15 protein-coding genes and 1 other RNA gene are annotated in these 13,960 nt (G+C 59.7%); 8 read left to right on the top strand and 8 right to left on the bottom strand.

Annotated features, from left to right (window positions below; genetic code table 11):
- Nucleotides 1-16 precede the first annotated feature (16 nt).
- Nucleotides 17-1,822 (bottom strand): ABC transporter transmembrane domain-containing protein, encoded by a 1,806-nt coding sequence (locus BM074_RS08755; protein ID WP_091921131.1) that lies wholly within the window; start codon nt 1,820-1,822, stop codon nt 17-19.
- Between the two features lie 204 nt (nt 1,823-2,026).
- Between BM074_RS08755 and rpmE the strand changes: the two genes are divergently transcribed.
- Together rpmE and BM074_RS08745 are read left to right on the top strand one after the other, a co-directional pair.
- A complete protein-coding gene (gene rpmE, locus BM074_RS08750; RefSeq protein ID WP_027231246.1) occupies nt 2,027-2,248 on the top strand; it encodes a 50S ribosomal protein L31 in 222 nt (73 codons plus the stop codon).
- Nucleotides 2,249-2,407: 159 nt separating this feature from the next.
- A complete protein-coding gene (locus BM074_RS08745) occupies nt 2,408-3,832 on the top strand; it encodes an APC family permease (RefSeq protein WP_027231245.1) in 1,425 nt (474 codons plus the stop codon).
- Between the two features lie 61 nt (nt 3,833-3,893).
- Here BM074_RS08745 and BM074_RS08740 read toward each other — a convergent pair whose 3' ends face one another.
- The 7 genes from BM074_RS08740 to ssrS all read right to left on the bottom strand — a co-directional run bounded on the left by BM074_RS08740 (nt 3,894) and on the right by ssrS (nt 8,375).
- Complete coding sequence (locus BM074_RS08740; protein ID WP_027231244.1) at nt 3,894-4,643, bottom strand: YebC/PmpR family DNA-binding transcriptional regulator; 750 nt, start codon at nt 4,641-4,643, stop codon at nt 3,894-3,896.
- Between the two features lie 165 nt (nt 4,644-4,808).
- Nucleotides 4,809-5,231, bottom strand: a complete 423-nt coding sequence (locus tag BM074_RS08735; RefSeq protein WP_091921129.1) for a DUF1284 domain-containing protein — start codon at nt 5,229-5,231, stop codon at nt 4,809-4,811.
- Nucleotides 5,228-5,806, bottom strand: coding sequence for a biotin transporter BioY (locus BM074_RS08730; protein WP_091921127.1), 579 nt, complete (start codon nt 5,804-5,806; stop codon nt 5,228-5,230). Before BM074_RS08730 ends, BM074_RS08735 begins: the two co-directional genes overlap by 4 nt.
- Nucleotides 5,807-5,855: 49 nt before the next feature.
- Nucleotides 5,856-6,602: a TerC family protein gene (locus tag BM074_RS08725; protein ID WP_027231241.1), complete on the bottom strand. Its 747-nt coding sequence runs from the start codon at nt 6,600-6,602 to the stop codon at nt 5,856-5,858.
- Nucleotides 6,603-6,711: 109 nt separating this feature from the next.
- On the bottom strand, nt 6,712-7,536 hold the full coding sequence (locus BM074_RS08720; protein ID WP_091921125.1) for a TIGR00282 family metallophosphoesterase: 825 nt from the start codon (nt 7,534-7,536) through the stop codon (nt 6,712-6,714).
- 42 nt (nt 7,537-7,578) lie between these two features.
- Nucleotides 7,579-8,187 carry a 5-formyltetrahydrofolate cyclo-ligase gene (locus BM074_RS08715; protein ID WP_091921123.1) on the bottom strand — a complete coding sequence of 203 codons (609 nt, stop codon included), beginning with the start codon at nt 8,185-8,187 and terminating at the stop codon, nt 7,579-7,581.
- A 31-nt stretch (nt 8,188-8,218) separates the two neighbouring features.
- A non-coding RNA gene (gene ssrS, locus BM074_RS08710) (6S RNA) lies at nt 8,219-8,375 on the bottom strand.
- Nucleotides 8,376-8,490: 115 nt separating this feature from the next.
- Here ssrS and BM074_RS08705 point away from each other — a divergent pair.
- The 6 genes from BM074_RS08705 to BM074_RS08680 all read left to right on the top strand — a co-directional run bounded on the left by BM074_RS08705 (nt 8,491) and on the right by BM074_RS08680 (nt 13,949).
- Nucleotides 8,491-9,330, top strand: a complete 840-nt coding sequence (locus BM074_RS08705) for an AAA family ATPase (protein ID WP_027231238.1) — start codon at nt 8,491-8,493, stop codon at nt 9,328-9,330.
- Nucleotides 9,327-9,773 (top strand): GNAT family N-acetyltransferase, encoded by a 447-nt coding sequence (locus BM074_RS08700; RefSeq protein ID WP_027231237.1) that lies wholly within the window; start codon nt 9,327-9,329, stop codon nt 9,771-9,773. Before BM074_RS08705 ends, BM074_RS08700 begins: the two co-directional genes overlap by 4 nt.
- Nucleotides 9,773-10,963, top strand: a complete 1,191-nt coding sequence (locus BM074_RS08695; RefSeq protein WP_091921122.1) for a vWA domain-containing protein — start codon at nt 9,773-9,775, stop codon at nt 10,961-10,963. Before BM074_RS08700 ends, BM074_RS08695 begins: the two co-directional genes overlap by 1 nt.
- 102 nt (nt 10,964-11,065) lie before the next feature.
- The gene (locus BM074_RS08690) at nt 11,066-11,743 is read left to right on the top strand and encodes a FadR/GntR family transcriptional regulator (protein ID WP_091921112.1); all 678 of its coding nucleotides are present in this window, start codon (nt 11,066-11,068) and stop codon (nt 11,741-11,743) included.
- Nucleotides 11,740-13,020 carry a CynX/NimT family MFS transporter gene (locus BM074_RS08685; RefSeq protein ID WP_091921110.1) on the top strand — a complete coding sequence of 427 codons (1,281 nt, stop codon included), beginning with the start codon at nt 11,740-11,742 and terminating at the stop codon, nt 13,018-13,020. Before BM074_RS08690 ends, BM074_RS08685 begins: the two co-directional genes overlap by 4 nt.
- Nucleotides 13,021-13,100: 80 nt before the next feature.
- On the top strand, nt 13,101-13,949 hold the full coding sequence (locus BM074_RS08680) for a non-homologous end joining protein Ku (protein WP_027231233.1): 849 nt from the start codon (nt 13,101-13,103) through the stop codon (nt 13,947-13,949).
- The last annotated feature ends 11 nt before the right edge of the window (nt 13,950-13,960 follow it).

The following is a 13,960-nucleotide window of genomic DNA, read 5'->3' as shown; positions in this document are numbered from 1 at the left end:
GTGTATGCTATAAAAGCTATTCGGCAGCGCCCTTGAAGGCGTCGGACCCGGCCTCGAACTGCAACTTGGCGAGGCCGGCATAGAGGCCGTTCTGCTTGACCAGCGTCTGGTGTGTTCCTTCCTCGACGATCCTGCCGTTCTCCATGACGAGAATCCGGTCAGCCCTGAGGACCGTGGCCAGACGGTGCGCGATGACCAGCGTCGTGCGGCCTTCCATCAAGTGGTCGAGCGCCTTCTGCACCAGCATTTCGCTTTCGGCATCAAGCGCCGAGGTCGCTTCGTCAAGCAAAAGGATCGGCGCATCGCGCAAGATGGCGCGGGCAATGGCGATACGCTGACGCTGGCCGCCCGAAAGCGTAACGCCGCGTTCGCCGACTTGCGTGTCGTAACCATGATCGAGCGCCAGGATGAAGTCATGGGCGAGCGCCGATCTCGCAGCGTTCTCGATCTCCGCGGCACTGGCGCCTGGCCGGCCAAAGCCGATATTCTCGCGCACGCTCGTGGCGAAAATTGTCGTGTCCTGCGGCACGATGGCAATGTGCGAACGCAGATCGAGCGGATCGGCCTGACGCAGATCGACGCCGTCGATAGTTATGTTCCCGGAGACCGGATCATAGTAGCGGAGCAGCAGTGAAAACACCGTGCTCTTGCCCGCGCCTGAAGGGCCGACGATTGCGACGGTTTCCCCAGGCGTGATGGCGAAGCTGAGACCCTTCAATGCGGGTGCTGCAGGTCGGCTTGGATAGTTGAAATGGACCTTGTCGAAGACGACGCTGCCAACGGGCGGCTGCGGCAAAGGCATGGGATTCTTCGGAGCCGCAATTGCCGGCTCTTCGGCCAGGATCTCCATCAGCCGCTCCGCCGCTCCCGACGCCTGCGACAATTCCCCCCACACTTCCGATAGAGCACCGAGTGCGCCCGCCGCAAACACCGCATAGAGCAGGAATTGGCCGAGCGTACCAGGCGTCATCGCGCCCGAAAGAACGTCGCGCGACCCGAACCAGAGGACTGCGACCACGCTCGAAAAGATCATGAAGATTGCAAAGGCTGTAAGTATCGCCCGTGCCATGACCGAGGCGCGGGCAGCATCGAAGGCATCTTCCACCGATTTCGCAAACCGGCGCGTCGCTAGCTTTTCATTGGTGAAGGCCTGCAGCGTGCGCACGGAAATAATCGATTCACTTGCATAGGCCGTGGCATTCGCCAGCCGGTCCTGCGCGGCCCGCGATCGCCGGCGTACCGAGCGACCGAACGCGACGAGCGGGATGATGATCAAGGGAATTGCTGCAATCACGAGGCCCGAAAGCTTCGGGCTGGTAATGACCATCATTACGATGGCACCGAAGGCAAGGATCACGTTGCGCAAGGCAACGGAAGCCGTCGCACCCACGGCAGACTTGATCATCGTCGTATCCGCGGTCAGGCGCGAGACGATCTCGCCCGATTGCGTGCTGTCGAAAAACGCGGGCGAAAGGCGGGTCAGATGCGCGAAGACGTCGTGGCGAAGATCGGAAACGATGCGCTCGCCGAGGGTGATGACGAAGTAGTAGCGTCCCGCGGAGGCAACGGCGAGGAGCGCGGCGAGCACGACCAGCATGCTGAAATACGTATTGATGAAGGCGCCATTCACGTCGGAAAATCCGTGGTCGATCATGCGGCGTACGGCGAGCGGCAGCGTCAGCGTCGTTACGGCAGCGATGACAAGCGAGACCAGCGCACCGGCAATCATACCCTTGTAGCGGGCCATATATGGGAAGACCCGGCGCAGCGGCTTCAACGAGCGCCGCTTTCTTTCCGCTTCTTCGAGAGCCCGATCGGCCATACTTGCTTATTCCTCGTATCGGCTATGCGACTTTGCCGCCAGACGGCCTTGTTATTGCTTAAAGGCTGATGTATAGGCTCGCCAACAGTTTTGGAAGCCCACGGCCCTGTGACGTTTGGCTTCATCTCTACCAATCGGCTCCGGACCGGCTTGCCACATCGCTCGTGGCTCCAGTTTTGCGCCCTCTAGTTTAGGACAAGAAAGATGAAAGCCAAGATTCATCCCGACTATCACACGATCAAGGTCGTCATGACCGACGGCACCGAGTACCTGACGCGCTCCACCTGGGGCAAGGAAGGCGACACGATGAACCTCGACATCGACCCGACCACACATCCGGCATGGACCGGCGGTTCGCAGCAGCTGACCGACCGTGGCGGCCGCGTTTCGAAGTTCAAGAACCGCTTCGCCAACCTCGGCATATAATATTTCCCATCCAACGGGATTTAAAAGCGGCCCCGCCAAGCGCGGGGCCGTTTTTCTTTTGTCGCGCGGCAAATATGGGACTCGGCGAATTTGACAAGGACTTGATTCGCCAATAGCTTTTTCCAAACACCCAGCCGACTTCAAAGGGAGGACTGCCCGATGACCGACGTAACAACAGGTGTAGGAACCGCATCGGCCACTCCGGTCGAGCCAAGTCTACACCGGGTCATGGGACCCTGGCTGCTGCTTCTCTTCATCGTCGGCGATATTCTCGGCACCGGCATATATGCGCTCACGGGCCAGGTCGCGAAGCAGGTCGGCGGCGTCGTATGGCTGCCTTTTCTTATTGCCTTCATCGTCGCGGTCGTGACGGCGCTGAGTTACCTTGAACTCGTCACGAAGTTTCCGAAAGCGGCGGGGGCTGCGCTCTATACGCACAAGGCCTTCGGCATTCATTTCATCACCTTCATCGTCGCATTCACCGTCATGTGCTCGGGTATCACCTCGGCATCGACAGCCTCACGCGCCTTCGCCGCCAATCTCTCCGGCGCATTCCAGCTCAATCTCGAAAGTGGGATCGGCATTTCGCTCGTCGCCCTCGCTTTCATGGCCGTCGTCGCCGCAGTCAACTTCCGCGGTGTCGGTGAGAGTGTGAAGGCCAATGTCGTGCTGACGGTCGTAGAACTCACCGGTCTTTTGATCATTATCTTCATCGGCCTGATGGCGATTACCGCCGGCCAGGGCGATGTCTCGCGCATCACGCAATTTGCCACAGCACCTGATTCAAGCGTGTTCTGGTCGGTCATGGCAGCGACCACACTTGCCTTTTTCGCCATGGTCGGGTTCGAGGATTCCGTCAACATGGCCGAGGAATGCAAGAATCCGACCCGGATATTCCCGAAGGTGCTGCTTGCCGGTCTGTTCATCACCGGCATCATCTACGTTCTCGTCTCGATATCGGCGATCACCCTCGTCCCGCCGGCAGAACTTGGCGAAGGCGAGACGCCGCTCCTCAAAGTCGTGCAGGCGGGCGCACCGAATTTCCCGCTTTGGATATTCGGCTTCATCACCATGTTTGCCGTTGCCAACAGCGCGCTCATCAACATGCTCATGGCTAGCCGCCTCGTTTATGGCATGAGCCGGGAGCATGTCTTGCCGCCGCTCTTCGGCAAGGTGCATCCGGCGCGCCGCACGCCCTATCTTGCCATCGCCTTCACGACGCTTCTCGCATTCGGGCTGATCATGTTTGTCGGCGAGGTGCCGGCGCTCGGCGGCACGACGGCACTGCTCCTCCTCTTCGTCTTCACCATCGTCAATATCGCGGTGCTCATCCTGCGGCGCGAGACCGTGGACCACGATCATTTCCGCACGCCGACCTTTCTGCCCGTCGTCGGCGCCATCTCATGCGCTTTCTTCGCCGGCCCATGGACCGGGCGCGATCCTGTTCAATACAAGATCGCCGGCATTCTCATCGGGGTCGGTGTTGCCCTGTGGGTGATCACGGTCCTCATAAACCGCGCAACCGGCGTCAAGCCCGTGGAACCCACCATGGAGACCCTCGGCGGCGACGGCCCCATGAACTGACAAACAAAAATCCCGCCAGCCTTGCGGCTGACGGGATCTGATTGTTGCACTGAAAACGCGATCAGGCCGCACTGAGCTTGGCCAGAACCTCGTCGCTCACTTCGAAATTGGCATAGACGTTCTGAACGTCGTCATCATCGTCGAGCGTCGCGAGAAGGCGCAGAACCGACTGTGCTTTCTCTTCGTCGACCGGCGCCATGGTCTGCGGCTTCCAGATCGCCTTCACGGACTCTGCTTCACCAAGGGCACTTTCCAGCGCCTTGGAAACTTCGCCGATGTCCTCAAAGGCGCACAGGATGACATGGCCGTCCTCGTCGCTCGAAACGTCATCGGCGCCGGCCTCGATCGCGGCTTCCATGACCTTGTCGGCGCTGCCGGCTTCCGGCTTGTAGGTGATTTCTCCGACGCGATTGAACATGAAGCCCACCGAGCCGGTTTCACCCATGGCGCCGCCCGCCTTGGTGAAGGCAGCACGAACATTGGAGGCCGTGCGGTTGCGGTTGTCCGTCAGTGCCTCGACGATCACGGCAACGCCGCCCGGGCCATAGCCCTCGTAGCGGACTTCCTCGTAATTGTCGCCCTCGCCACCGGCGGCCTTCTTGATGGCACGCTCGATATTGTCCTTCGGCATGGACTGCGCCCGGGCATTCTGGACAGCCAGACGCAGGCGCGGGTTCATTGTAGGGTCGGGCAGACCCTGTTTGGCAGCGACGGTGATTTCGCGCCCGAGCTTGGAGAAGATTTTCGACCGAACGGCGTCCTGGCGCCCTTTGCGGTGCATGATGTTCTTAAATTGTGAATGGCCTGCCATGGCACCCCTGCGTGCTTTGCTACGTTTGCTGATGTTTCACGTCAGGGCCCTGCAATTTGACGCTGCGGGCTGCACCTAGCGGAAAACATGCTGCTGGAATGGCGCCCTTATAGGGAAAATCCTATCGCGCGTCCAGCCACACGAGAAGCAAAGCTTGCATCCGGATCATCGTGTCAGCCGCACGCCTGAAAAGTTAGTCCGCGAAATGTCCGAGCAGAGGTCGAACCACTCGCAACCACCACACGCCTCGCGCGTCGTGCCCTTTTTGAACTCCCGGCGAAATGTCGAAAGCAGGGCAGCATCGAGTTCGATCGTGTCGCCGTTTTTCACTTGCCGCCCCAGCAATCTGCTCACTGCCGCCGCAGCTTTGGTGTCGCGCTCGCGAACACTCGCCCACAGGCAATGCGGATCTGCATCGCCAAGCAGAGGAGCGCAGATATCGTCCGGCCCCTCGCCCAGTTCTATGGTTTCGCCCGCCACAAGTCGCTTGATGACCTCGTCATAATTGGCAGTGAACGCCTCGCTGTAGCCCCTCCCGACATAGGTCAGCATGCACAGGAGATGGTGCGGGCGAAGCCTGACCGTCAACCGAGGCGAACCATGACCCCTGAGCGGCGCAAGGCTTCAATAACGGCGGCTGCCAAAGCCGACTTCAGAATGCCGCCGACGATGAACGGTGCGACGCCCGATACCCATGCGGTTTCAAGGCCGAAAAGGTGGACGAGCCAGGAGGCGCCGAGCACAAGGCACAAGGCATTACCGAGGAGCATGACCGCGAAGGACGACCACGGATTGCGGGTCAAACCGCGCTCGGCGAGATAGCCGACAAACGCCGCAACGACCGGGAACGCGAAGAGATAGCCAGCGGTAGGACCAATGAAGGGTGCGAGCCCGAATGCGCCGCCCGCGAGAACCGGCATGCCCATCATGGCTTCAATCAGCCAGGCGATGACCGTGAGGCCCCCGAGACGCCAACCATAAAGGGCGCCAACCATCGTGACCGCAAAGGTCTGCATGGTTACCGGTACCGGTATCATCGGCACGGAGACCCAGGAACTGACGGCAAGGAATGCCGTGCCTATAAGAACAGCGAGCGCCTTATAGACCAGCGGCCGGTTGGCGAGCTTCAGCGGAACGAAAGCTTCGGTAAGTGTCGTATTCATCAACGTTCAGTCCTTGTTGTCAGAAATTCCGGGTCAGCATGGAGCAAGGTCAGTGGCTCTTCTTCCTCCTTCGCCGCGCCAGCATGTTAAGCGCTTCGACGAGAGCCGAGAAGCCCATTGCCGCATAAATGTAGCCTTTCGGTACATGGAAACCAAACCCGTCGGCGATAAGCGTCATGCCTATCATCAGGAGGAATCCGAGGGCAAGCATGACTATAGTCGGATTGGCGGCAATGAACCGCGACAAGGGCTCGGCTGCGAGCAGCATCACTGTAACCGCCGCCAGAACCGCGATGACCATGATGGCAATCTCGTCGGTCATACCGACCGCCGTGATGATCGAATCCACCGAGAAGACGAGATCGAGCAAAAGTATCTGCATGATCGCCGCGCCCATGGACAGGGTTACGGTCTTGCCGATGACATCTTCCTTGGCATCTTCATGATCGACCGTATGGTGAATTTCCTTCGTCGCTTTCCAGACCAGAAAGAGGCCGCCGGCGATCAGGATGAGATCCCGCCAGGAAAAACCATGTCCGAAGGCTTCGAAGACAGGTTCCGTCAACTGCACGATGATCGAAATCGTAAACAGCAGCACCAGGCGCAAGATCAGCGCAGCGCTGATCCCAAGGCGACGGGCCCGGGCCTGCTGCTCTTTCGGCAATTTATTGGTCAGAATTGAAATGAAGATGAGATTGTCGATGCCGAGGACGACCTCCATCACCACAAGCGTGACAAGGGCAATGAGCCCCTCGGGCCGATAGATGAAATCGAAATGGGAAAGTAGCGCTTCCATGGGGGTCGTTCCTGTGTTGCTGTTGGCCCGGATGGTGCAAAATCAAAGATAATAGATGTTCTGAAGTCTATTGGATGCGCAGGTGGTGTTGGCGCCTCGCAAGATCAACTCATTTCCAGAAGGAGGGGATCGTCTCCTCCAGGCGCGGCCCTATGCGCAGCGGCGCAATTTTCTCGGCAAGGCCGGTCCTGTCTGAAATTTCGACACCGACGCCGCAAATCGTCGCCTTGCCGCTTGCCGCCTCGAAACGTCCTTTCGGCACTTTGGAAAGGAAGCGGTTGAGCGGTTCCTCCTTGTCCATGCCGAGGGAGGAATCGTAATCACCGCACATGCCGGCATCGGACATATAGGCAGTGCCGCCATTGAGAATCTGCGCATCCGCCGTCGGCACGTGGGTGTGCGTCCCGACGACGAAGCTCGCGCGGCCATCGACGAAATGGCCGAAGCACTGTTTCTCGCTCGTCGCCTCGGCATGAAAGTCGAATACCGCCGCATCGGCCTGTTCGCCGAGCGGGCAGGCAGCAAGGATTTCCTCGGCGATGGTAAAGGGATCATGCAGGTCCGGATGCATGAACACCCGGCCCATGATGTTGGCGACAAGGACGCGGGCGCCGTTCTTTGCGATGAAAAGCCCCGACCCCTTACCCGCCGTTCCGAGAGGAAAGTTCGCGGGCCGCAGGAAGCGCTCTTCGCGTGCGGCAAAGACCAATGCCTCGCGCTGGTCCCAGACATGATTGCCGGTGGTGACGACATCCGCGCCGGCATTGATCGTATCGTGGAAGATTTCTTCAGTGATGCCGAAGCCGCCCGCGGCGTTCTCGCCGTTGACGATGGTGAAATCGAGCTTGAGGTCGGATATAAGGCCGGGCAACTGTTCGTACACAGCTGTTCGCCCCGACCGGCCCACCATATCACCTAGAAAAAGTAATCTCACTTACGCATCCCGGGTCGGCCGCCACCCTTGGCGAGCCGTGCATCATCGAATGGATTTATCCGTCCGATTGATACTGCGCAACCCGCTTTCCGTCAGGATGGCTTCGAGCGGCATGTCATGCGGCTCGTCCGGCACGATTTCCACCTCCTGGCAGTCGAACGCCACGCCGACGAGGCGCGGATTTAGCCCCTTGTCCTCAAGCCTGGCGATTGCCCGGTCGTAATAGCCGGCGCCATAGCCGATGCGGTGTCCACGCGCATCAAAGGCTGCGAGCGGTACAAGCATGAAGGTCGGATCAAGCACTGCGGCCTCCGCAGGCGGTCCGGCCGTGCCAAAACCGGTCTCGACCATGGGCGCGCCGCGCACGAGTTCGCGAAACAGGATCGTCTGTTTGTCGATGATGACCGGCAGGCATAGCCGGGCGCCGCGTTCACGCAAACCGAAAAGCAGCGGCCGCAAATCGACTTCGGACCGGATCGGCCAGAATCCCGAAACGATGGCGTCAGCTTCGAGGGCGAAGGAAGCGAGACCGATATCGGCAATGCGCATCGACCCCTCGATCCGCGCCTCGGTTGTCAGCGCGTCGCGCCGCCCGAGTGCCTCGAGGCGAAGTTTCTTCTTCAACTCTTTGATGGGGGAGTGATGCGTCACGGCAAGGCTTTGATGGCGTGAAAAACAAAAGTGGCGTCCACACAACCGATGGAGAAGTCGATCCCGGGAACCTACAAAGTAGGTGGGCGCCGTGTGAAGAGGCCCACGGGCCTCCTCAGGGACAGCTCCCTAAGGGATCATTAAGGCCCCGGGGAATATGTCTCTCCTGTCGAGAAGCGCAGAGCGCCAAGCCGAATATAGGACGGCGCGCGCAATTGCACCAGTACCGTCGCCGGCTAATTTCAACCTCTTGCCCCGACGCTGCGCCATCCCTAATCTCGCGGGCTCACGAAAGGAATGACCATGCGCTTTGAAGGCACGGCGGCCTATGTGGCCGACAAGGATCTGATGATTGCGGTGAATGCGGCGATCGCCCTGGAGCGTCCGCTGCTCGTCAAGGGCGAACCCGGCACTGGCAAGACCGAGCTGGCGCGCCAGATCGCGGCGGCGCTCGGGCTGGATCTCATCGAGTGGAACGTCAAATCGACGACGAAAGCGCAACAGGGACTATACGAATATGACGCCGTCAGCCGCCTGCGCGATTCCCAGCTTGGCGATGCCCGCTTCAACGACATTGCCAACTATATCAAGCCCGGCAAGCTTTGGGACGCATTCACCGCGCCGAAGAAGGTCGTTCTCCTCATCGACGAGATCGACAAGGCGGACATCGAGTTTCCGAACGACCTGCTGCAGGAACTCGACCGCAACGAGTTCTTCGTCTACGAAACCGGGGAGACAATCCGCGCTGCCCATCGGCCGATCGTCGTCATCACCTCCAACAACGAAAAGGAGCTGCCGGACGCGTTCCTGCGGCGCTGCTTCTTCCACTATATCCGCTTCCCCGATGTCGAGACCCTGGCGAAAATCGTCGAGGTGCATTATCCCGGCATCAAGCAAAATCTGGTCCGCGCCGCACTGACGCAGTTCTATGAGATCCGCGACGTTCCGGGCCTGAAAAAGAAGCCGTCCACCTCCGAGGCGCTCGACTGGATCAGGCTGCTTGTCGCCGACGATATAGCGCCGGAGGATCTGCGGACCGATCCGAAGAACATGCTGCCGAAGCTGCACGGCGCCTTGCTGAAGAACGAACAGGATGTCCACCTTTTTGAACGACTGGCCTTCATGGCGAGGAGGCAGGGATGAGCGTTGAAATCCGCCCTTTGGCGAAATCAGACGAGGCCGAGTGGCGGCGGCTGTGGACCGGATACCTGACTTTCTACGAGACGACGGTGCCGGAAGAAGTCTACCGCACGACCTTCGAGCGGCTTACGTCAGGCAATGACCACGAGTATCGCGGCTTCATTGCCGAACTCGATGGCAAGCCGGTTGGCCTTACCCACTATCTCTTTCACCGCCATTGCTGGAGCATTGAAAACGTCTGCTATCTGCAGGACCTTTTCGCCGATCCGGAGGTGCGAGGCAAAGGCATTGGCCGCGCACTGATCGAGGCTGTGCACGCGCAAGCCACGAAGGCAGGGGCGCATTCGGTCTACTGGACGACCAACCAGAACAATGCGACAGCGCGGCAGCTCTATGACCGTATCGCCAAGGTCACGCCGTTCATCAAATACGTGAAGACTGTCTGATGTTCATCCCCTTCTTCCTTGAGCTGAAGGCGGCGCGCATTCCCGTTTCATTGCGGGAATATCTGACGCTGCTCGAAGGCTTGGAAGCGGGACTCGTCGACTATGATGTGGAAGGCTTCTACTATCTGGCCCGCTCCGCGCTCGTAAAGGACGAGCGCCACATGGACCGTTTCGATCAGGTCTTCGGCCATGTCTTCAAGGGCATCGAAGCGTTCGGCGGCGAAGACGGCATCAATATCGCCAATCTTCCCGAGGAGTGGTTGCGCAAACTTGCCGAAAAGCATCTCAGCGAGGAAGAAAAGAAACTCATTGAGGCTCTCGGTGGCTTCGACAAGCTGATGGATACACTGCGCCAGCGGCTTGCAGAGCAGAAGGGCCGGCACCAAGGCGGCTCGAAATGGATCGGAACCGCTGGCACCTCGCCTTTCGGCGCCTATGGCTATAACCCCGAAGGCGTGCGCATCGGCCAGGATGAGAGCCGACATCGGCGCGCCGTCAAGGTTTGGGACAAGCGCGAGTTCAAGAATTTCGACGACAGCGTTGAACTCGGCACGCGCAACATCAAGGTGGCGCTCAAGCGCCTGCGCCGCTGGATTCGCGAGGGTGCCGACGACGAGCTCGACCTTTCCGGAACTATCAGGTCGACCGCCGAACATGGCTATCTTGATGTCATAACCCGTCCAGAACGGCACAACCATGTTAAATTGCTCATGTTCTTCGACGTCGGCGGCTCCATGGACGAGCACATCAAGGTCGCCGAAGAACTGTTCTCTGCAGTGCGATCGGAATTCAAGCACATGGAATATTTCTACTTCCACAACTGCCTCTATGAGGCGGTATGGAAGGACAATCGCCGCCGCCACACGCAAAGCATTCCGACCATGGACGTGATCCATAAATATGGACCGGACTACAAGGTCATCTTCGTTGGCGACGCGGCAATGGCCCCCTACGAAATCTCGCATGCGGGCGGCTCGGTCGAGCACTGGAACGAGAAGGCCGGTGCCGCCTGGCTCGGGGAGGTCCTCGACCAGTGGAACAACGCAGTCTGGCTCAATCCGACCAAGGAAAGCTGTTGGGATTATACGGCCTCGACAGCCATGATCCGCACGATTTTCGCGCACCGGATGTATCCGTTGACACTGGCGGGTCTCGAAGCGGCAACCCGCGAGCTTTCACGCCGGCATTGAACCGGGGACCCCGGCCATACTTTGCAATCCAGCGGTGTTTATTGACATCCCGTTTTACCAGTCGTATTAGTCAAGTCATCAGATGACTTTAGGACTTTTGCCATGCAGCCCGCTGCGCGCACCAATCTTGCCGAAACGGCAGTTAATAATATCCGGGCGGAAATCACCACCGATCGCTGGAAGGTTGGCGACCGCATTCCGAACGAGGCGACGCTTGCCGACATGCTTGGCGTCAGCCGCGGCACCGTCCGTGAAGCTGTGCGCGTCCTCGTCGCGCAAGGCTACCTGGAAACACGCCAGGGATCGGGGACCTATGTTCTGTCCGTGATCGACACGGATGAAAGCCTGCTGCGGATGCGACGCACCGGGCTGCGCGATCAGGTCGAGACGCGCTGTGCGCTCGAGGTCGAGGCGGCAAGGCTCGCTGCGGCCCGCCACAGGCCAGAAACGATAGCGTATTTGCGGCAACTGCTCGCCGATCGCGGCGAATATGATCCGGCCAATCATGATCGCTATGTTCAGCGCGACCTCGCCTTCCATAAGGCCGTCGTGGCCGCTTCGAACAATCTCGCCTTCGTCGAAGTCTACGAGTTTTTCTCCGCCTCGATTCAGGAAGTCATCAAGGCGACCGTGACGGGCGAACTTCCGGAACCCGACATGGCGGCGCACCTTTCGATCGTCGATGCAATTGCCTCCGGCGATCCCGACCTTGCCGCGTCGACGACTCGGGCTTTCATGGCTCCCATCCTGGACGAAATTGACCGGTTGCTTGCATCATGAACCACATGCCATCCAAATCCCGCGCTGAGGCGGTCATCGGTGATCAGCTGATCAACGCCGAAGCCGACAGCGTGCCGGAGCCGCGTGCGCCGCAATTTTCGAGCCGCAGCGTCGCCATTGTCACCGGCCTCAGCCTTGTGCTGATTGCATTCAATCTGCGTCCGGTGTTTTCAAGCGCATCGGCCCTTTTGCCCGAGATCATCGCGCAGACCGGATTATCGTCCTTCGGAGCTGGCGTCTTGACGACGCTCCCCGTCGTTTGCCTCGGCATCTTCGCGCCACTCGCGCCGAGACTGGCCCAGCGCATTGGCGCAGAACGCACGCTGCTCGGCGTGCTCCTGCTCCTTGCGCTCGGTACTGCGCTGCGCGGCCTGCAATTGCCCTTCTTGTTCATCGGTACCGCCCTTGCCGGCGCCTGCATTGCTATCGGCAACGTCTTGCTGCCGGGACTGGTAAAGCGCGACTTCGCCAGTCGCACCGGTTTGATGACGGGCCTCTATACGATGGCGCTTTGCGCCGGAGCGGCAACCGCGGCAGGCTTTACCCTTCCGCTGCAACGCATGCTCGGCGGCTCCTGGTCGCTCGCGCTCGGCGCGTGGGCCATGCCTGCGCTTGTTGTGGCTGCAATCTGGTTCCCGCATGCCTTCTTCCGCAAGGTCCGCACCAAGCATGCAGGCTTCAGGGTCGAAGGATTGTGGCGCGACCGTCTCGCCTGGCAGGTCACCCTGTTCATGGGACTGCAGTCCGCCCTCGCCTATTGCATTTTCGGCTGGCTGTCGCCGATCCTGCGCGAGCGCGGCATGGATGGTGTAACGGCTGGCCTCGTCGTTTCCGTCTCGGTCATGGTCCAGGTCTTTGCCTGCCTTTTCGTGCCCTCCATCGCCGTGCGCTGCAATGACCAGCGCGGCGTCAACCTTGCGCTCATTGCACTTGCAATCACCGGGCTGATGGGGTTCCTGTTCGCACCGCTATCGACCGTATGGGTTTGGGCGGTCCTGCAGGGGCTTGGACAGGGTGGTCTCATCGCCATCGCCATGACGATCATCGTTCTGCGCTCGCCCGATGCGCACGTCGCCTCGCACCTTTCAGGGATGGCGCAGTGCATTGGTTATATGCTTGCCGCGGTCGGTCCGCTGCTTGTCGGCCTGATCCACAGCGTTACCGGCAGCTACGCCGCGACCGCGATCCTGTTCGTACTATTGGGCATAGGCGTAGCCTTTTTCGGCTGGGGCGCGGGCCGCGCCGCGCATGTAAAAGCACGGACTATCGCAATTTAACAATTTCGGCATAGTATGCTACCAAGGTCGGAACCAACCGTGTTCCCCGGCATTTGTTGCGTAGCCGAAGGAGTTGAGTATTGGCGCCACGTGCGAACTGGAAAGGCTATCTCAAAGTAGCGGAGCTGAGTTGCCCCGTGAGCCTTTATACCGCCGCGTCGACATCTGACCGCATCGCTTTCCACACCATAAATCGCGCCACCGGACACCGGGTGATGCGACAGTTCATCGACAGCGACAGTGGCAAGCCGGTGGAAAAAGAGGATCAGGTCAAGGGATACGAAGTCGGCTCAAACGACTATATCGTCCTTGAGCCGGACGAGGTGGCAGCGGCCGTTCCCGAAAGCGACAAGACCCTCAATGTCGAGGCATTCGTGCCTATGGATGAGATCGACGATCTCTACTTCGACAAGCCCTATTATTTGACGCCCGGCGATAAACATGGCCAGGAGGCGTTCGCGCTCATCCGCGAAGGTCTGAAAGCCAAGAAAGTTGCAGCTTTTGCGCAGACCGTCCTCTTTCGCCGCGTGCGCACGCTGCTGATACGACCGGACGATGCCGGGCTGCTCGCGACGACATTGCAGTTCAATTACGCGGTGCGCTCCGCCAAGGAAGCATTCGACGACGTGCCCGAGATGAAGATCAAAGGCGAAATGCTCGAACTTGCCAAGCACATCATCGATACCAAGCACGGCACGTTCGATCCCTCGAAATATACGGACCGTTACGAATCCGCGCTCGCGGAACTCGTCAAGGCCAAGCTCGAGGGCAAGGCAATCCCGGTTCGCAAACCCCAGAAGTCGGAAAAGGTTGTCGATCTCATGCAGGCACTGCGCGAAAGCGCCGGCATGACGGCAAAGAAGGCCGCACCAAAGAAGGCGGCGGGTACCAAGGCAAAGGCCGAACCTGCAAGGCGCAAAGCAAGCTGAATCTGGGTCTG

This window comes from Phyllobacterium sp. CL33Tsu (genome assembly GCF_900113985.1).
In the GTDB taxonomy this organism is placed as follows: domain Bacteria; phylum Pseudomonadota; class Alphaproteobacteria; order Rhizobiales; family Rhizobiaceae; genus Phyllobacterium; species Phyllobacterium pellucidum.
This window is presented reverse-complemented; position numbering and strand designations above follow the sequence as displayed.